Origin of the sequence: Streptomyces sp. NPDC101152 (assembly GCF_044768275.1) — a bacterium.
In the GTDB taxonomy this organism is placed as follows: domain Bacteria; phylum Actinomycetota; class Actinomycetes; order Streptomycetales; family Streptomycetaceae; genus Streptomyces.
The window spans coordinates 122,008-140,694 of record NZ_JBIWPO010000004.1 but is presented as its reverse complement, the minus strand read 5'-3'; the positions used below and the strand labels follow the sequence as shown (position 1 = coordinate 140,694).

The following is an 18,687-nucleotide window of genomic DNA, read 5'->3' as shown; positions in this document are numbered from 1 at the left end:
AACTTCAAATCCCGCTCATCCGGCCCCCCGTGACCGCCCTCACTCCCGTTCGCGCAACTGCTCCTCGCTCAGGCCCTGTCGCCAGTACCCGACGAAGGTGACGCGCCGCCGGTCGATTCCGCGCTCGCCCACGAAGTGCCGGCGCAACTGCTTCACGCACCCGGACTCGCCCGCGAGCCAGACGTACGGCCGCTCGAAGGGCGGGAGTGGGGCGGTGCGCACGGCGTCGACGGCCATGGGGGACCCCTCGACGCCGCTCGCGCCCCGCACCAGCCAGGTGATCTCGGCGTCCGCCTCGGTGGCCAGGTCCTGGATGGTCCCGGCGTCCTGCACCTCCAGCCAGGCGCGCACGCGCCGGGAGGCCGGCAGGGACTCCAGGATCGCGGAGATCGCCGGCAGGGCGGTCTCGTCGCCCCAGAGCAGCGTCAGGTCTGTGTCCTGCGGCGGCCGGAACCGGATCGCGCGGTTGTCGGCGACCGCCGGGCCCAGCAGTACGACCCGGTCGCCGGACGCGGCCCGGGCGGCCCACGCGGAGGCGGGACCGGCCGGGGCGTGCAGCACGAAGTCGACGTCGATCTCGTCGGGGTCGCGGCGCAGGGCCCGCAGCGTGTACGACCGCATCACGGCCCGTACGTCGTCGGGGAGTTCACGCCAGGCCTGCCACCAGCCTCCCCCACTCTCGACTTCGCTCGAGCGGGGGGACCCCCATCCCAGCTCGTACGGCACGGCGGGCTCGCTCTGCCCGGGGTGCGGGAGGAACAGGGACAGCGACTGGTCGCGCCCGTCGGAGAAGAAGTGGCGCAGATCGTCGCCGACGAGGGTGACGCGGACCAGGGACGGACCGAGCCGCCTCGTCCGTGCGACCTGGAGGGAGAAGAAACGGAACGGGGCGGCTACGGCCGTAGTCATGTCAGCTGACCTTCTTCGCCTTCTCGATGGCCTCGGCGAGGCTCGTGAGCAACGGCACGCACTTGTCGTACGACAGGATCGGCTCGGGGTTGCGGGCGATGACCTGCCCGGCCTTCACGGCGGGCAGTTTCCGCCAGGTGGCCTCGGTGATGCCGGCGGGCTGGAGGGCGGAGGTCCGGTTGTCCATCATGATGATGTCCGCCGGGTACTTGTCGACGTTCTCCCAGCTCAACGACTCGAACCAGCCGCCGCTCTTCGCCTTGGCCCGCGCGGAGGGCTCGATGAGGTTCACACCGAGGGCCTTGAAGTACTCCAGGTCGATGGAGAGGCTCGAGCCGGAGACGTAGAAGAGGTCCTGGCTCGCGGAACCGGCCAGCACCTTGATGTCGGGCCTCGCCCTGGTGGCCGCCCGCAGGCGGGCCGCCGCGTCCTCGAACCGCTTCTTCGCCGCCGTGACCTTGCTGGACGTGGTGTCCGCGCCGAGGGACTTCGCGAGGGCGAGCATGCGCTGCAGCGGCTCGGTCAGTTGGCGGTCGTAGACCGAGATGCCGACGCTCGGGGCGCCCAGGGCGAGGATCTTCTTCTTCGACTCGTCCGGGACGTACCAGAGCGTGCCGGCGTCGTCGAACATGGTGGAGATCAGCACGTCGGGGGCGAGGGTCGCGTACTTCTCGATGTTGAACTGGCCCCACTCGTCGCCAAGGACGGTGACCTTGCTGATGTCCATGTCGCCGGCCTGGACGTCGGCCTTGCCGTCCTTGGTCCGGGTCGGGCCGAACACGCCCTTGGCCTGGACCCCGTAGTCGTACAGCGCGGCGGCGACGCCCACGAAGGCCACGATGTTCGCGGGGACCTTGTCGGCCTTCGCCGTCTGCCCGCGGTCGTCCTTGAAGGACCAGGGGCCGGACTTGGCGGCAACCGTCCCGTCCCCGGCGCTCCCGCTTTTCGCCTTGCCGTCCCCGCAGGCGGCGAGCGCGGCTCCGAGGCCGAGGGCGCCGCCCGCGGCGAGAAGGCCGCGTCGAGTCGGGTTGGTCGCACGGGTGTGGGGCATGGGTATGGCTGCTTTCGAACGGGGCGGAGCGCCCGCCGGACAAGGTCTAAGTGAGGTTAGCCTAACCTCACTAGATATCCAGCGGGTGGTCCGCCCCGCCCGCTACCCCGCGAGCCCCAACTCGCGCGCGATCAGCATCCGCTGGACCTCGCTGGTGCCCTCGCCGATCTCCAGGATCTTGGAGTCGCGCCACATGCGGGCCACCGGGTACTCGTTCATGAAGCCGTAGCCGCCGTGGATCTGGGTGGCGTCCCGGGCGTTGTCCACGGCGACCGTGGAGGAGTACAGCTTGGCCACGGCCGCCTCCTTCTTGAAGGGGGCGCCGGTCACCAGGCGGGCGGCCGCGTCGCGCCAGGCGAGGCGGGCCGTGTGGGCCTTCATCTCCATGTCGGCGATCTTGAACTGGATGGCCTGGTTGGCGCCGATCGGCCGGCCGAAGGCGTGGCGTTCCTTGGCGTACTTCACCGACTCGTCCACACAGCCCTGCGCGAGCCCGGTGGCCAGGGCGGCGATGGCGATGCGGCCCTCGTCGAGGATGCGCAGGAACTGGGCGTACCCGCGGCCCTGTTCGCCCAGCAGGTTGGCGGCCGGCACCCGGACGTCCTGGAAGGACAGCTCGCGGGTGTCGGACGCGTTCCAGCCGACCTTCGAGTACGGCGCCGCGACCGTGAAGCCCGGGGTGCCGGAGGGGACGATGATCGAGGAGATGAGCGGCCGGCCGTCCGGCTTGCGGCCGGTGACCGCGGTGACCGTGACCAGCCCGGTGATGTCCGTACCGGAGTTGGTGATGAAGCACTTGGTGCCGTTGATCACCCACTCGCCGGTCGCCTCGTCCAGCCGGGCCGTCGTCCGGGTGGCTCCGGCGTCGCTGCCGCCGTCCGGCTCCGTCAGGCCGAAGGCGCCCAGGATCTCGCCGGAGCACAGCCGGGGCAGCCAGGTCCGCTTCTGCTCCTCGGTGCCGAAGACATGCAGCGGCATGGCGCCCAGCGAGACACCGGCCTCCAGGGTGATGGCCACGGAGGAGTCGACGCGGGCCAGTTCCTCCAGCGCCACGCCCAGTGCGAGGTAGTCGCCGCCCATGCCGCCGTACTCCTCCGGGAACGGCAGCCCGAACAGGCCCATGCGGCCCATCTCGCGGACGATCTCGTAGGGGAACTCGTGCCGCTCGTAGAAGTCGCCGATCTTGGGCGCCACCACGTCGTGCGCGAACTCCTCGACAGTGCGCCGGAGTTCCTCCAGCTCGGGGGTCAGACGGTAGTCCATGGCGGTGATCACTGCTCCTGGTGGGAGAGGGCTCGGACGGTGCGGGACGGGCTGGGTCGGCCCAGTCGGTCGGCCATCCACACGCTGGTGGCGACGAGACGGCCGAGGTCGACTCCGGTGTCGATGCCGAGGCCCCGCAGCATCCACACGAGGTCCTCGGTGGCGAGGTTGCCGGTGGCGGACCTGGCGAACGGGCAGCCGCCCAGGCCGCCGGCGGAGGCGTCGACCGTGGTGACACCGTGCTGGAGGGCGGCCAGGGTGTTGGCGAGGGCCTGGCCGTAGGTGTCGTGGAAGTGCACACCGATCACGTTCGTCGGCACGCCCTCCTCGTTGAGCAGGGACAGCAGCGCGCTCACATGGCCCGGCGTCGCCACGCCGATGGTGTCGCCGAGGCTCAGCTCGTCGCAGCCCATGTCCATGAGCGCCTTGCAGACCCTGGCGACCTGGTGGAGCGGGACCGCGCCCTCCCAGGGGTCGCCGAAGCACATGGAGACGTAGCCGCGGACGTGCGCCCCGGCGTCCTTGGCGTGCCGTACGACCGGGTCGAACACGGCCAGCGACTCGTCCACCGTGCGGTTGAGGTTCGCCTTGGCGAAGGACTCGGTGGCGCTGGCGAACACGGCGACCCGGCGGGCGCCGAGCGCGAGGGCACGGTCGAGACCCCGCTGGTTGGGCACCAGCACCGGGAGGTCCACCGCCAGCTCGGAGACCAGCGGGAACAACTGCTCCGCGTCCGCGAGCTGGGGCACCCACTTCGGGTGGACGAAACTGGTCGCCTCGATCGTCGTCAGTCCCGCGTCGGCGAGTCGGCGGACGAACTCCGCCTTCACCTCCGTCGGTACCGTCGCCTTCTCGTTCTGCAGTCCGTCGCGGGCGCCCACCTCGTGGATGCGCAGGCGCGGGGGGAGCTCCGGGGCCGGTACGGCCATGGGGAGTGTCACTGGTCCTCCTCTGCCGGGGTGATGACGGCGAGCACCTGGTCCATGGCGACCGTCGTGCCCGGCGTGACGTCCAGTTCGGCGACGGTGCCGGCGTGCGGCGCGGAGACGACGTGCTCCATCTTCATCGCCTCGACCACCAGCAGGCTCTGGCCCGCGGTGACCTCGTCCCCGACGGCCACCTTCACCACGGTCACCGTGCCGGGCATCGGCGCGGTCAGCGAGTCGGCCCCCGCGTGCGCCGCGCGGGTGAGGGACGCGGCGACCGGGTCGTGGTTCCGCACCTGCCAGGCGTCGCCGTCCCGGCCGAGCCACTCGCCGGCCCGGTGGAAGGTGTGCCGGACGCCGTCGAGGGTGACGTGGACGGTGTCGTCGGTGACCGTGTGGGTGCCGCGCGGTGCGTAGGCGACGGGGTCCTGGACGCGCAGGTGGAAGGCGACGGGCCGGGGGGTTCCGCCGAGCCGCCAGCCGCTCGGTACCGAGAAGGGGTCGGTCCAGCCCTCCGCGGGCGGCTTCAGTGCCTCCAGGCGTACGGCGGCCGCGGCCTCGTACACCTCCTCCGGCACCTCGGTGGGGACGAGGGCGTCCACCTCCCGCTCCACCAGCCCGGTGTCCAGCTCGCCCGCCACGACCGCCGGATGGGCGAGCAGCCGCCGCAGGAACCCGGCGTTGGTCTGCACGCCGAGCGTCACCGTGTCCGCGAGGGCGGCCCTCAGCTTCCTGATCGCCGTCTCCCGGTCCGGCCCGTACGCGATCACCTTGGACAGCATCGGGTCGTACAGCGAACCGACCTCCGTGCCCTCACTGAGCCCCGAGTCCGTGCGCACGCCGTCGCCCTGGGGTTCGGCCAGCTTCAGCACCGTGCCCCCGGAGGGGAGGAACCCGCGCGCGGGGTCCTCGGCGCACAGGCGGGCCTCGATCGCGTGCCCGGTCAGCGTGATGTCGCCCTGCTCGTACGGCAGTCGTTCGCCCGCCGCCACCCGCAGCTGCCACTCCACCAGGTCGAGCCCGGTGACGAGTTCGGTGACGGGGTGCTCCACCTGGAGCCGGGTGTTCATCTCCATGAAGTAGTACGACGACGGGTCGACGCCCGGCACGATGAACTCCACCGTGCCCGCGCCCCGGTAGCCGCAGGAGCGGGCCGCCTGTACCGCCGCCTCGCCCATCGCGGCCCGGGTCTCCTCGTCGAGCAGCACACTCGGCGCCTCCTCGACGACCTTCTGGTGCCGGCGCTGCAGCGAGCACTCGCGCTCGCCGAGGTGGATGACGTTCCCGTGGCCGTCCGCCAGCACCTGGATCTCGATGTGCCGTGGCCGGTCCACCCACCGCTCCACGAGCAAAGTGTCGTCACCGAAGGAGGCGCGGGCCTCCCGGCGGGCGGCGGCGATCTCCTCCTCCAGCACGGACAGGTCCCGCACCAGGCGCATGCCCTTGCCGCCCCCGCCGGCCGACGGCTTGAGCAGCACGGGCGGGCCCAACTCCCGGGCTGCCTCGGCCAGTTCGGGGTCGCGTCCGCCGGGCACGACCGGTACTCCGGCCGCCTTCACGGTCTCCTTGGCGCGGATCTTGTCACCCATGAGGGCGATGGCCTCGGCGGGCGGCCCGATGAAGACAAGCCCCGCGTCGGCGCAGGCGCGTGCGAAGGCCGCGTTCTCTGCGAGGAAGCCGTAGCCGGGGTGGACGGCCTGGGCGCCGGTGCGGGCGGCGGCCTCCAGCAGCCGCTCGACGGACAGATAGCTCTCGGCCGCCGGTGCCGGACCGAGCCGCACCGCCGTGTCGGCCTCGCGCACGTGCCGTGCGTCGGCGTCCGCGTCCGAGAAGACGGCCACCGAGCGCACACCCAGCGAGCGGAGCGTGCGGATCACCCGGACGGCGATCTCGCCCCGGTTGGCCACAAGGACTGTGTCGAACATCGTCTTCGGTCCCCTCACATCCGGAAGACGCCGAACTGGGGCTCACCCAGGGGCGCATTGGCACAGGCGGTCAGGGCGAGGCCCAGCACCTGCCGGGTCTCCAGCGGGTCGATCACGCCGTCGTCCCAGAGGCGGGCGGTGGCGTAGTAGGCGTTGCCCTGGCGCTCGTACTGCTGCCGGATCGGCGCCTTGAACGCCTCTTCCTCGTCCGCGGCCCAGTCCTCGCCGCGGCCCTCCAACTGGTCCCGCTTGACGGTCGCGAGGACGGAGGCGGCCTGCTCGCCGCCCATGACGGAGATCTTGGCGCCGGGCCACATCCACAGGAAGCGGGGGGAGTAGGCGCGGCCGCACATCGAGTAGTTGCCCGCGCCGTACGAACCGCCGACCACGACCGTCAGCTTCGGCACGCGCGTGCACGCCACGGCCGTCACCATCTTGGCGCCGTGCTTGGCGATGCCGCCCGCCTCGTAGTCCCTGCCGACCATGAAGCCGGAGATGTTCTGCAGGAACAGCAGCGGGATCCCGCGCTGGTCGCACAGCTCGATGAAGTGGGCGCCCTTCTGGGCGGACTCGGAGAACAGGATCCCGTTGTTGGCGACGATGCCGACCGGGTGGCCGTGGATCCGGGCGAACCCGGTGACCAGGGTCTGCCCGAACTCCGCCTTGAACTCCGAGAAACGGGAGCCGTCGACCACGCGCGCGATGATCTCGCGGACGTCATAGGGGGTGCGGGGATCCACCGGAACGGCGCCGTAGAGACCGTACGGGTCGACCTTGGGCTCGACGGACGGCACGACCTCCCAGGGCAGGGGCCCGCGCGCGGGGAGCGTCGAGACGATGTTCCGGACGATCCGCAGCGCGTGCGCGTCGTCCTCGGCCAGATGGTCGGTCACGCCGGAGATCCGGGAGTGGACCTCGCCGCCGCCCAGCTCCTCGGCCGTGACGACCTCACCGGTGGCCGCCTTCACCAGGGGCGGGCCGCCCAGGAAGATGGTCCCCTGGTTGCGGACGATCACGGCCTCGTCGCTCATCGCCGGCACGTACGCCCCGCCCGCCGTGCACGAGCCGAGGACCGCCGCGACCTGCGGGATCCCGGCCCCCGACATCCGCGCCTGGTTGTAGAAGATCCGCCCGAAGTGCTCACGGTCCGGGAAGACCTCGTCCTGCATCGGCAGGAACGCGCCGCCGGAGTCGACCAGGTACACGCACGGCAGCCGGTTCTCCAGCGCCACCTCCTGGGCGCGCAGGTGCTTCTTCACCGTCATCGGGTAGTACGTGCCGCCCTTGACGGTCGCGTCGTTGGCGACGATCACGCACTCGCGCCCGCTCACCCGCCCGATCCCGGCGATCACACCGGCCGCCGGGGCCGCCCCGTCGTACATCCCGTCCGCGGCCAGCGGCGCCAGCTCCAGGAACGGCGAGCCCGGGTCGAGGAGTGTGTCCACGCGGTCGCGCGGCAGCAGCTTGCCGCGCGCGGTGTGCCTGGCCCGCGCCTTCTCGCCGCCGCCGAGCCGGGCCGCGGCCAGCTTGCCGCGCAGCTCCTCGGCGAGCGCGCGGTGCGCCTCCTCGTTGGCCCGCCAGGCCTCCGACGCGGGGTCGGCCGCGCTGTGGAGCTCCGGTGCCTCGTGCATCCTTGCGGTCCCCTCACCCAGTGATCGCCTGTTAATGAGCGTTAACCATTTCCTCCAGGTTAACGACCGCTAACCTCGCTGTCTAGAATTGCCTCCATGGCCACCAGAACCGACGCCCCCACCCGCCGCGAGCAGATCCTCAAGGAGGCCGCGCGGCTGTTCGCCGAGCGCGGTTTCCACGGGGTCGGCGTCGACGAGATAGGCGCCGCCGTCGGCATCAGCGGCCCCGGTCTGTACCGCCACTTCGCCGGCAAGGACGCGATGCTCGCCGAGCTGCTGGTCGGCATCAGCGGGCAGCTCCTGACGGGCGCCAAGCGGCGGCTGCAGGAGGCCGGCGGTGTGGCCTCGGAGGCGGTCCTCGACTCGCTCATCGAGGGGCACATCGACTTCGCGCTCGACGACCGTCCCCTGATCACCCTGCACGACCGTGAGCTGGACCGCCTCCGGGACAGTGACCGCAAGCTGGTGCGCCAGCTCCAGCGGCAGTACGTGGAGCTGTGGGTGGAGGTGCTCCGCGAGGTCTACCCGGACCTCGCGGAACCGGCCGCCCGTTCCGCCGTGCACTCGGTCTTCGGGCTCCTCAACTCCACCCCGCACCTGGGCCGCGCGGGCGCCCTCCCGGGCCGGGGCGTGACCGCGGAGCTGCTGCACCGGATGGCGAGGGGCGCCTTCGCGGCGGCCGCGGCGGAGTGACGAGCGTTACGGCTGGAGGCCTCTGGACGCCATTCGTACTCGCCGGTACGGTTGTTTCTGAGCAAGCGCTTAGCCATGTGGGTCGCAACCATTGATTGGGGAACCCCGACGGCGAGCAACCACGTACGCGAGAGCGGCGCCGGTTCAGGCGCAGAGAAGGGCGGTGGCGGCGTGCGCCGTACGGTGTTCAACGAGGATCACGAGGCGTTCCGGGAGACCCTCCGGGCCTTCATCGAGGCCGAGGTCGTCCCGGTCTACGACGAGTGGTTCGCGGCCGGCCAGGCGCCGCGCGACTTCTACTACAAGCTCGCCGAGCTCGGCGTCTTCGGCATCCGCGTCGACGAGGAGTACGGCGGCGCCGGCATCGACTCGTACAAGTTCGAGGCCGTGATGTACGAGGAGACCGCGCGCGCGGGCGTGCAGTTCGGCGGCTCCGGCGTGCATGTGCTGCTCGGCCTGCCCTACATCAAGATGCTCGCCACCGACGAGCAGAAGAAGCGCTACCTGCCGAAGTTCGTCACCGGCGAGGAGATGTGGGCGCTGGCGATGACCGAGCCGGGCACCGGCTCCGACCTCGCGGGCATGAAGACCACCGCCAAGCTCTCCGAGGACGGCACGCACTACGTCCTCAACGGCGCCAAGACCTTCATCACCGGTGGCGTGCACGCCGACCGCGTGATCGTCTGCGCCCGCACCTCCGCGCCGACCGCCGAGGACCGCCGCTTCGGCATCTCCCTGTTCGCGGTGGACACCAAGTCCGAGGGTTACTCCATCGGCCGCAAGCTCGACAAGCTCGGCCTGAAGACGTCCGACACCGCCGAGCTGGCGTTCGTCGACGTCAAGGTCCCGGTCGAGGACCTGCTCGGCGAGGAGAACAAGGGCTTCTACTACCTCGGCCACAACCTGGCCTCCGAGCGCTGGGGCATCGCCTTCGGCGCCTACGCGCAGGCCAAGGCCGCCGTCCGGTTCGCCAAGAGTTACGTCCAGGAGCGCACCGTCTTCGGCAAGCCGGTCGCCTCCTTCCAGAACACCAAGTTCGAGCTGGCCGCCTGCCAGGCCGAGGTGGACGCCGCCGAGGCGGTCGCCGACCGCGCCCTCGACGCCCTCGACGCGGGTGAGCTGACCCCCGCCGAGGCCGCCAGCGCCAAGCTGTTCTGCACCGAGGTCGCCCACCGCGTCATCGACCGCTGCCTCCAGCTGCACGGCGGCTACGGCTTCATGAACGAGTACCCGATCGCCCGCCTGTACGCGGACAACCGCGTCAACCGCATCTACGGCGGCACCAGCGAGATCATGAAGACGATCATCGCGAAGGACATGGGCCTGTAAGGCTCCCGCAATTACCGGCCAGTAGAAAAGGTGCCATGAACGAGGCACTTCAGGACCTCCTCGATCTGCTCGACCTCGAGCAGATCGAGGAGGACATCTTCCGCGGCCAGTCCCGGTCCGCCGTCGTCCCGCGCGTCTTCGGCGGACAGGTGGCGGCCCAGGCGCTGGTCGCCGCCGGGCGCACGGTCCCCGCGGACCGGCCCGCCCACTCCCTGCACGCGTACTTCCTGCGCCCCGGCGACCCGGGCGCGCCCATCGTCTACACCGTCGAGCGCATCCGCGACGGACGCTCCTTCACCACCCGCCGGGTGGTCGCCGTCCAGCACGGTCGCCCGATCTTCTCCCTGTCGGCGTCCTTCCAGGCGTACGAGGACGGCCTCGACCACCAGGCCCCGATGCCGCCCGCGCCCGACCCGGTCACCCTGCCCACCTCGCAGGAGCGGCTGCGCGGCTACGACCACCTCGACCCGGCCGTGGTGGAGAGGTTCCTCGAGGCACGCGAGGCCATCGACCTGCGGTACGCCGACGAGCCGCCGTACGGGAAGTTCGGCGAGCCGCGCGAGCCGCACTCCCAGGTCTGGTTCCGCACCAACGGCAAGCTCGACGACGACCCGCTGCTGCACGTCGTCCTCGCCACCTACGTCTCCGACATGACCCTGCTCGACTCGGTCCTGCTCGCGCACGGCCGGGGCGGCTGGGCGGTGGGTGACGTGGTCGGCGCCTCGCTGGACCACGCCATGTGGTTCCACCGCCCCTTCCGCGCCGACGAGTGGCTCCTGTACGACCAGGAGTCCTCGTCGTCGTACGGCGGCCGGGGCCTCGGCCAGGCCCGCATCTACACGCAGGACGGACGGCTGGCGATCTCGGTGATCCAGGAGGGCGTGGTCCGGGTTCCCCGGTGAGGACGCTCCCTAGGCGAGTCCCGCCTCCGCCAGCAGGTAGGCGGTCATCGGGTCGTAGTGCCGGGGGCTGACCACGTGGTCGTCGAGGGGGACCGTGACCTGGAGGGTCCCCTCCGACTCGCCGAGGAAGAGGGCGGGGTCGTTGGAGTCGGCGTAGCCGACCGAGTCGACCCCGTGCTGTCCGGCGTACCCCGCCCAGCCGTGGTCGGCGACCACCAGGTCGGGCAGCGGACGGCCCTCGCGCTCCAGCGCGGTGAGGATCGCCTTCATCGGCTCCGGCGAGTGCGTGTGCCACAGCGAGGCACCGTGCTCCAGCACCGCCACGTCCGCGAACTGCATCACGTACCCCTCGTCCGTCTGCAGCCCCTCCGGGATGACGACGATCTCGCAGCCGGCGGTGCGCAGGGCGGCGGCCGTGGCGTGGTGCACGTCGAGCAGGCCGCCCGGGTGGCCGGTGGCGAACAGCACCCGCTGCTGCCCCTCGGCCGCCTTGCGCAGCCGCCCCGCCAGCCGCTCCAGCGCGGCGACGGTCAACTCGGGGTCGATGGTGTCCTGGCCGTACCGGTACTCGGGGTCGTCGTTCACGCCGACCCGCTCGGCCATCACCGCGAGCACGTCCTGCTCGTCGCTCCAGCGGTCGCCCAGTTCCAGTCCGAGCCAGTAGTGACGGTCGCCGTTCGCCAGCTTCCGGTAGTGGCTGAGATTGTTCTCGCGCGGGGTCGCGACCTCGCCCGCGATACGGGTCCGTACGAGGTGGTCGACGAGCTCGGCGCGGCTGGGAGTCCCGGGTATCGGCATGCTCCCCATTGTGGGGCAGCGACCTGTGCCGGTCCCTGGTGTCCCGCGCGCTGGGACGTGCGTCACGTACTCAGGGTCGGTGAGCCGTCGTACCTATCCGAGGTGTGCGCCCTTTGACATCCTCCCTCTCTTTCGAAATGGAGGGATTCCAGGCCGGCGAGGTGCCGAATGGCGCTCAGCGGTGATTCAGTCACCCCTGGGTGTGCCAGGCGTGGTGGACGTTTCCTTCATCCTGTCGCGCCGTGCTGTACGAAACGTATAATTCCCGGCCGCTTTCCGTCTGCCTAGTGTCACAGGGGCCGGCTGTTTGCGGATGCGGGCGGATGCAGTCGACGCGACCGCCGAGATGTCGAACTTTTATTCGAACCGGCCCGGGGTCCCAGTAGAGTCGTGTGCAGATGCAACGCGCGATGAAGCGCAGGAAAGAAGGCATTACCCCATGAGCAGTAACGAGACACCCCGTGGCCCCGTCGACTCCTCCCGGATCCCCCGGTACGCCGGACCCGCCACCTTCGCCCGGCTGCCCCGCCTCGACGAGGTCGGCCGGACCGATGTCGCCGTGGTCGGCGTGCCGTTCGACTCGGGCGTCTCGTACCGGCCGGGCGCCCGCTTCGGCGGCAACGCGATCCGCGAGGCGTCCCGGCTGCTGCGGCCGTACAACCCGGCGCAGGACGCCTCCCCCTTCGCCCTCGCCCAGGTCGCCGACGGCGGGGACATCGCCGTCAACCCCTTCAACATCAACGAGGCCGTCGAGACCATCGAGGCCGCCGCCGACGAACTCCTCGGCACCGGCGCGCGCTTGATGACCCTCGGCGGCGACCACACCATCGCGCTGCCGCTGCTCAGGTCCGTCGCGAGGAAGCACGGCCCGGTCGCCCTGCTCCACTTCGACGCCCATCTCGACACCTGGGACACGTACTTCGGCGCCGAGTACACGCACGGGACGCCGTTCCGGCGGGCGGTGGAGGAGGGCATCCTGGACACCTCCGCGCTCTCCCACGTCGGTATCCGCGGGCCGCTGTACGGCAAGCAGGACCTCACGGACGACGAGAAGATGGGCTTCGGCATCGTGACGTCGGCGGACGTCATGCGGCGCGGCGTGGACGAGGTGGCCGACCAGTTGCGCGGCCGCATCGGGGACCGCCCCCTGTACATCTCCATCGACATCGACTGCCTGGACCCGGCGCACGCGCCCGGCACCGGCACGCCCGAGGCGGGCGGCATGACGTCGAGGGAGCTGCTGGAGATCCTGCGGGGTCTGGCGGGGTGCAACCTGGTCTCGGCGGACGTCGTCGAGGTGGCCCCCGCGTACGACCACGCGGAGATCACGTCGGTGGCCGCGTCCCACACCGCGTACGAACTGACCACCATCATGACCCGCCAGATTGCCGAGGCCCGCGCGAAGTGACCCACGACCACGACCTGGATCTGCGCCCGACGCCGGCGCAGATCTCCGCCGCTCTGAACCCTCCTCCCGGCCGCAACGGCGGAGACCTGGTCGTGGAGACACTCGCCGGACTCGGCGCGACGACGGTCTTCGGGCTGCCCGGCCAGCACGCGCTCGGCATGTTCGACGCGCTGCGCCGCTCCGACCTGCGGTACGTCGGCCTGCGGGTGGAGAACAACGCGGGGTTCGCGGCGGACGCGTACGGCCGGATCACGGGCGAGGCGGCGCCGCTGCTCCTGTCGACGGGCCCGGGAGCCCTGACGTCTCTGGCCGCGCTGCAGGAGGCGGCGGCGGCCTCGGCCCCGGTGCTGGCGATCAGCAGCCAGATCCCGACGGCGGGGCTGGGCGGCGGCCGGCACGGCTACCTCCACGAACTCCCGGACCAGGCGGCGTCGTTCAGGGGCGTGGTGAAGTCGGTCCACACCGTCCGCACCCAGTCCCAGATCCCGTCCGCGATCGCGGCGGCCTGGAAGTCGGCGCTGTCCGCTCCGCACGGCCCGGTGTGGGTGGAGATCCCGCAGGACGTCCTGCTGGCCCCGACCCTGATCCCCGTGGTGACGGGCGGCGACGCCTTCCCGGAGGAACTGCCGCCGCGCCCCGAACTCACGGCGGTAGCGGCCGACTTGCTGTCCCGTGCGCAACGCCCGGCGATCATCGCGGGCGGGGGAGTGGTACGGGCGGACGCGTCGGGCAAGCTCAGGCAACTGGCGGAGACGCTGCAGGCGCCCGTCGTCACGACGGCCGGCGGCAAGGGGGCGTTCCCGTGGACGCACCCCCTGTCCCTCCAGTCCTGGATCGAGGACCGGCACACCACGGACTTCCTGGAGGACGCGGACGTCCTGCTGGTGGTCGGCTCGGGCCTCGGCGAACTCTCCTCCAACTACCACACGTTCAGGCCCCGGGGCCGGCTGGTCCAGATCGAGGCCGACCTCGGCAAACTGGAGTCCAATCACCCGGCGCTGGGCATCCACGCGGACGCACGACCGGCGTTGCAGGCGCTGCTGGAGACGGTGACCCCGCGATCGGACACCGGAGCCCCCGAGCGGGTCCGCACGGTCCTGGCGAAGGTCGCCGACCGCATCGCCTCCCAGGAACTCACCCTGGAACAGGACGTGTTGGCGTCGGTCCGCAGGGCGCTGCCCGCCGACTCCCCGTCCTTCTGGGACATGACGATCCTCGCGTACTGGGCCTGGTCGGCCTTCGACCCCAAGGGCCCGGGCCGCATGCACTCCGCCCAGGGCGCCGGCGGCCTCGGCTACGGCTTCCCGGCGGCCCTCGGCGCGGCGGTGGCCGACCCGACCCGCCCGGTCCTGGCCGTCTCGGGCGACGGCGGCGCGCTCTACTCCGTCGCGGAACTGGCGACGGCCCGCCAGTACGACCTGAACGTCACCTGGCTGATCGTCGACGACGGCGGCTACGGCATCCTCCGCGAGTACATGACGGACGCCTTCGGCGAGACCACGGCGACGGAACTGACCCGCCCGGACTACGTGGCGCTGGCGGAGTCGTTCGGGGTGCCGGGGGTGCGGACGACGCCGGGGGCGCTGGAGGGGGACCTGGCGAAGGCGTTGGCGGCACCGGGGCCGTCGGTGGTCGTGCTCCCGGCTGTGCTGCGGATGTTCGCGGCGACGCATCTGTAGGACAGATGGGCGGTCGGCTCACCGGTCGGCGGTGCCGGGCGGTACGACCCATTCGGCAGGTTGTCCTGTCAGGGCCGCGATCATGTCGAAGTCGCCGTCGTAGTGGAGGACCGTCCGCCGGTGCCGTTCCGCTGTGGCGGCGATCAGCAGGTCGGGGAGGGACAGGGCGCGGTGGCAGCCCGCGTTGAGAGCGTGGCGTTGGACCTCGAGAGCGCGGGTGAAGACGACGTCGTCAATGCGGAGGTAGTCGAAGGCGTGCAGCCACGTGCTGATCCGCGTCGCTTCTGAACTGTCCCGGGCTGAGTGGATCATCTCGTATTCGGTTGGCGGGCATACGGCGAGGAGGTAGCGCTCGTGCAGGGGCTTGAGCACCTCCTTGACGCTCGGCTTCGTCCAGCGGGCGAGGGCGGACTTGTCGATCAGGTAGCGGTCCTGCATCAGGCGGCTCGGCCTCCGGCATGCTTCAGGGAGCCATCGGCGTTGCGGGGACCGGTGTTCTCGACGATCTCACCGAAGTCGAACTCGCCGGCGTCCATGGCGTCGAAGCCTTCCTGCCGCAGGTGTCTCTTCACAGCGTCCTCCATGGCGAGACGGACGGCTTTGGCCTTCGTTTTGGTCCCGAAAATACGCATGGCCTCGGCGACCATGTCCTCATCGAGGTCAATGACTGTTCTGGCCATGTGGACGGTTCCTCCGCTGCTCGACCTGACCGTGAAATGATACCTCTTTTTGTTCACAGTAGATGTCGTTTCGGGGAAGCGGAAACGGCCCCCGAGCGTGCGGCGCGCGGTCGGGGGCCGTTGTGCTGTGATCGTGTCGGTGTGCGTCAGCCGACGTCCGACGGGTCCAGGCGGTAGAGCGACGAGGAGTTGGTGCCCGACGTCGATGGTGACGTCGATGTCGAACTCTTGCTGTACGAGCTCTCCTTCACCGCCGTGCCGTGCTGCTTCACCCAGGTGGACACCTCGGTGCTGAGGGTGTTGCCGCCGCCGGGGCCGCCCATGCCGCCGCTGCCGATCTGGATGTAGTGCAGCTCGCCCTTCCTCACCAGTTCCTTCAGCTTGGCCACCGTCATCGCGCTGTCGGAGCCGGTGAAGCCCCACATGGAGATGACCGGTTCCTTCGCGCTGAGCTCGATCTGTGCCGCGCCCTGCGAGTTGGACACCGCGAGCAGCCATTTGGCGCCGTCCTGGTGCTTCTTCAGGTATGCGATCAGCTCGCTGCTCGCGCCGCCCATACCGCCACCGAAGCCGCCCATGCGGCCGCGCGAGAAGTCGCCGCGCTGCCCGCCGGCCGCAAAGCCGCTCCCGCCGGTGCCGCCCGGCGTGGAACCACTCGCGCCGCCGCCCTGGGCGCCGCCCGGGAGTGCCCCGTTCGGGGCGCCGCTCGGAGCACCGCCGCCCTGCGGCAGCTCACCGTTGCCGCCGCCCGGCGTCATCTGGCCGTTGCCGCCGCCCGGCAACTCGCCGTTCGCCTGGCCACCCTGCCGGACCCCGCCCGGGAAGCCGCCCCGGTTGCCGCCCGGGCCGCCGAAGCCGTTGCCCGTCGAAGGGCCGGCTGTCGGGTTCGCGCCGCCCATGCCGCCGCCGGTGCTGTTGCCGAAGGGTTCCGACGCTGCGTATGCCGTCGGGCCCGCGAGGGCCGCGATCGCCGCTGCCGCGAGGGAGGCGGTCAGTAGTCGGGTCCGGGTGCCGGAGCGCAGGACCAGCATGCCCACGATGCCGGCCGCCGTCAGGACGCCGACCGTGGGCCACAGCCAGGGGTTCCAGCCGGAGGCCCGGCGCAGCAGGACGATCGCCCAGATGCCGGTCCCGCCGAAGGCGAGCGGCAGCACCCACGCCCACCGCCGGTCCTCGCGGAAGGCGCGCCACAGCATCACGCCACCGCCGCCGCACAGCGCCGCGATGCCCGGGGCGAGCGCGGTCGTGTAGTACGGGTGCATGGTGCCCTGCGCGGTCGCGAAGATGACGTAGTGGAGGACGGTCCAGCCGCCCCACAGGACCAGCGCCATGCGCCTGAGGTCGGTGCGCCGGGCGCGTCCGCACAGCACCAGGCCGCCGATCAGGGCGATCGCGGAGAAGGGCAGCAGCCAGGAGATCTGGCCGCCCAGGATGTCGTTGAACATCCGGCCCAGGCCCGCCGAGCCGGAGAAGCCGCCGCCTCCTCCGCCCCGGCCGCCACCACCGTTGCCCTCGCCGCCGAAGACGCGGCCGAGACCGTCGTAGCCCATGATCAGGTTCCACGCGGAACCGTCCGTCGAGCCGCCGATGTAGGGGCGGTCGGAGGCCGGGACCAGGGACACGGCGACGGCCCACCAGAAGCTGGAGACGGCGAGGACCACCGCGGCGAGCAGCAGGTTGACGATCCGCTTCACCCAGGGGGCCCGCGCGGCGTAGAGGTAGAGCGCGAAGACGGCCGGGAGGGCGATCCAGCCCGCCAGCAGCTTGGTGTTGAAGGCCAGTCCGAAGCAGGCGGCCGAGCCCAGCAGCGGCAGCAGCCTGTCGTCACGGGTGGCGCGCAGGGCCAGCGCCGCGCCCGCGACCATGAGGAAGACGAGGAGCGTGTCGGGATTGTTGTCCCGGTTGATGGCGACCGTGATCGGGGTCAGCGCCAGCACCAGCGCTGCGACGGCCGCCGCGCCGTGGCCCCACACCCGCTTCACGGAGGAGTGCAGGATCCAGATCGTGGCGAGGGCCACCATGATCATCGGCGCCATCATCTGCCAGGTGCCGAAGCCGAAGACGCGGCACGACAGGCCCATGACCATGAGCGCGAACGGGGGCTTGTCGACCGTCAGGAAGTTGCCCGGGTCCAACGAGCCGAAGAACCAGGCCTTCCAGCTCTGCGTGCCGGCCCAGACGGCGCCGCTGTAGAAGGTGTTCATGCTGGAGCCGGAGAGGTTCCAGACGTACAGGACCGCCGCCAGGACCAGGATCGCGAGCAGGGCCGGCAGCGACCAGCGCGGTGCCCCCTCTGGCGGGGTCGCGGGAGGGGAGGGCGGCGGCCAGTCGGCGGACACGTGCTGGACGTGGCGGTGGGAGTGGGGGCGTGGATCGGTCGCAGAGGTCACCAGCGCATCGTGCGGAGGGGGAGTTGGTGCGGGCTGTGCTGGAGCTTGCTTCTGGCTGTGAATCGGCAGGGGGAGTGGTGAGGGGGGTGGTGAGTTGTGAAGGGGGGTAACGGATTGTCAGTCATTGCCCACGCGGTCGCAGATGCGTACGACCATGACGCAGATGCGTACAACCATTCAGGCGAACCCGTGCGTCAACTGGGGCATGACTCAAGGCACATCCACCAGACGCGCCAGAGCGCTCGCCACGGGAGCCCTCGGGCTCGGCGTGCTCATACCCACCGTCGCGGCCGCCGCGCCCGCCGCCGCCGCGACGCCCACCGTCAGCTGTACGTCCGCGAAGGCGGGCCTCGCCGGCAAGCTGCAGAGGGACATCACCGGCGCCCTCAGCGGCCGCAGGGGCACGGTCGCCGTCGGCCTCTACGACCGCTCCACCAACACCACTTGCTCGCTGCGGGCCACCAACTCCTACGACTCCGCCAGCGTCGTCAAGGTCGCCGTCCTCGCCACGCTGCTGTGGGACGCGAAGAAGCACAACCGGTATCTGACCGACACCGAGGCCTCGTTGGCGAAGGCCATGATCACCCGGTCGGACAACGCCGCGACCAGCAAGCTGTGGAAGCAGCTGGGCCTGACGAAGATCAAGGGCTTCCTGAGCGCCGCCGGCATGACGAGGACCGTCCCCGGCGCGAACGGCTACTGGGGCCTGACCCAGATCAACGTCACCGACGAGCAGAAACTGCTCAAGCTGATCACCGCGGGCAACGCGGTCCTGAGTGACAACTCCCGCGCGTACATCCTCAAGCTGATGAGCCAGGTCATCCCCTCGCAGCGCTGGGGCACGCCGTACGGCGCCCCCTCGGGCGTCGCCTGGCACGTCAAGAACGGGTGGCTGCAGCGCTCCACGCACGGCTGGCGGGTGCACAGCGTCGGCACCTTCACCGGCGGCGGACACGACTACATGATGACCGTGCTCACCTGGGACGACAGCACCATGAACTACGGCATCTCGACCATCCAGGGCGTCGCCAAGGTCATCCACCGGGACCTCGCGGCGAGCTGACCGCCCCGGGAACCGGGGCGGAGGCCGTTTTGTTGCGGAG

The 18,687-nt window shown here is 71.0% G+C and carries 16 protein-coding genes; 6 read left to right on the top strand and 10 right to left on the bottom strand.

All coding sequences use genetic code 11. From position 1 onward, the window contains the following. Window positions 1–39: 39 nt before the first annotated feature. From ACIRVK_RS06940 to ACIRVK_RS06915, 6 genes are all read right to left on the bottom strand, one after another. Window positions 40–909: a siderophore-interacting protein gene (locus ACIRVK_RS06940; RefSeq protein WP_404244374.1), complete on the bottom strand. Its 870-nt coding sequence runs from the start codon at window positions 907–909 to the stop codon at window positions 40–42. A gap of 1 nt (window position 910) precedes the next feature. Then, window positions 911–1,960 carry an ABC transporter substrate-binding protein gene (locus ACIRVK_RS06935; protein WP_404244373.1) on the bottom strand — a complete coding sequence of 350 codons (1,050 nt, stop codon included), beginning with the start codon at window positions 1,958–1,960 and terminating at the stop codon, window positions 911–913. A gap of 102 nt (window positions 1,961–2,062) precedes the next feature. Continuing rightward, a complete protein-coding gene (locus ACIRVK_RS06930; RefSeq protein WP_404244372.1) occupies window positions 2,063–3,223 on the bottom strand; it encodes an acyl-CoA dehydrogenase family protein in 1,161 nt (386 codons plus the stop codon). An 8-nt stretch (window positions 3,224–3,231) separates the two neighbouring features. After that, entirely contained in the window at window positions 3,232–4,164 is a 933-nt protein-coding gene (locus ACIRVK_RS06925; RefSeq protein WP_404244371.1) for a hydroxymethylglutaryl-CoA lyase, read from the bottom strand. Beyond that, window positions 4,161–6,074 carry an acetyl/propionyl/methylcrotonyl-CoA carboxylase subunit alpha gene (locus tag ACIRVK_RS06920; protein WP_404244370.1) on the bottom strand — a complete coding sequence of 638 codons (1,914 nt, stop codon included), beginning with the start codon at window positions 6,072–6,074 and terminating at the stop codon, window positions 4,161–4,163. The genes ACIRVK_RS06925 and ACIRVK_RS06920 overlap by 4 nt, the downstream gene beginning before the upstream one ends. A 14-nt stretch (window positions 6,075–6,088) precedes the next feature. Beyond that, the gene (locus tag ACIRVK_RS06915; protein ID WP_404244369.1) at window positions 6,089–7,705 is read right to left on the bottom strand and encodes a carboxyl transferase domain-containing protein; all 1,617 of its coding nucleotides are present in this window, start codon (window positions 7,703–7,705) and stop codon (window positions 6,089–6,091) included. Window positions 7,706–7,801: 96 nt separating this feature from the next. Here ACIRVK_RS06915 and ACIRVK_RS06910 point away from each other — a divergent pair, with 96 nt between their 5' ends. The 3 genes from ACIRVK_RS06910 to ACIRVK_RS06900 all read left to right on the top strand — a co-directional run bounded on the left by ACIRVK_RS06910 (window position 7,802) and on the right by ACIRVK_RS06900 (window position 10,629). Next, window positions 7,802–8,398 (top strand): TetR/AcrR family transcriptional regulator, encoded by a 597-nt coding sequence (locus ACIRVK_RS06910; protein ID WP_404244368.1) that lies wholly within the window; start codon window positions 7,802–7,804, stop codon window positions 8,396–8,398. A gap of 171 nt (window positions 8,399–8,569) precedes the next feature. Next, the gene (locus ACIRVK_RS06905) at window positions 8,570–9,727 is read left to right on the top strand and encodes an acyl-CoA dehydrogenase family protein (protein ID WP_404244367.1); all 1,158 of its coding nucleotides are present in this window, start codon (window positions 8,570–8,572) and stop codon (window positions 9,725–9,727) included. Window positions 9,728–9,762: 35 nt separating this feature from the next. Next, entirely contained in the window at window positions 9,763–10,629 is an 867-nt protein-coding gene (locus ACIRVK_RS06900) for an acyl-CoA thioesterase (protein WP_404244366.1), read from the top strand. A gap of 9 nt (window positions 10,630–10,638) precedes the next feature. Here ACIRVK_RS06900 and ACIRVK_RS06895 read toward each other — a convergent pair whose 3' ends face one another. Next, window positions 10,639–11,427 (bottom strand): phosphatase, encoded by a 789-nt coding sequence (locus ACIRVK_RS06895; protein WP_404244365.1) that lies wholly within the window; start codon window positions 11,425–11,427, stop codon window positions 10,639–10,641. A gap of 439 nt (window positions 11,428–11,866) precedes the next feature. On the opposite strand from ACIRVK_RS06895, the gene speB reads away from it, so the two are divergent. Continuing rightward, window positions 11,867–12,835, top strand: a complete 969-nt coding sequence (speB, locus tag ACIRVK_RS06890) for an agmatinase (RefSeq protein ID WP_404244364.1) — start codon at window positions 11,867–11,869, stop codon at window positions 12,833–12,835. Then, entirely contained in the window at window positions 12,832–14,514 is a 1,683-nt protein-coding gene (locus tag ACIRVK_RS06885; protein WP_404244363.1) for a thiamine pyrophosphate-binding protein, read from the top strand. The genes speB and ACIRVK_RS06885 overlap by 4 nt, the downstream gene beginning before the upstream one ends. Before the next feature lie 18 nt (window positions 14,515–14,532). Here ACIRVK_RS06885 and ACIRVK_RS06880 read toward each other — a convergent pair whose 3' ends face one another. The 3 genes from ACIRVK_RS06880 to ACIRVK_RS06870 form a co-directional block, all read right to left on the bottom strand. Beyond that, window positions 14,533–14,952, bottom strand: a complete 420-nt coding sequence (locus ACIRVK_RS06880) for a PIN domain nuclease (protein WP_404244362.1) — start codon at window positions 14,950–14,952, stop codon at window positions 14,533–14,535. After that, window positions 14,952–15,194 (bottom strand): type II toxin-antitoxin system VapB family antitoxin, encoded by a 243-nt coding sequence (locus tag ACIRVK_RS06875; RefSeq protein WP_404244361.1) that lies wholly within the window; start codon window positions 15,192–15,194, stop codon window positions 14,952–14,954. Before ACIRVK_RS06875 ends, ACIRVK_RS06880 begins: the two co-directional genes overlap by 1 nt. Before the next feature lie 146 nt (window positions 15,195–15,340). Then, complete coding sequence (locus tag ACIRVK_RS06870; RefSeq protein WP_404244360.1) at window positions 15,341–17,584, bottom strand: ArnT family glycosyltransferase; 2,244 nt, start codon at window positions 17,582–17,584, stop codon at window positions 15,341–15,343. Window positions 17,585–17,789: 205 nt separating this feature from the next. Here ACIRVK_RS06870 and ACIRVK_RS06865 point away from each other — a divergent pair, with 205 nt between their 5' ends. Then, complete coding sequence (locus ACIRVK_RS06865; protein ID WP_404244570.1) at window positions 17,790–18,647, top strand: serine hydrolase; 858 nt, start codon at window positions 17,790–17,792, stop codon at window positions 18,645–18,647. Window positions 18,648–18,687: the final 40 nt, after the last annotated feature.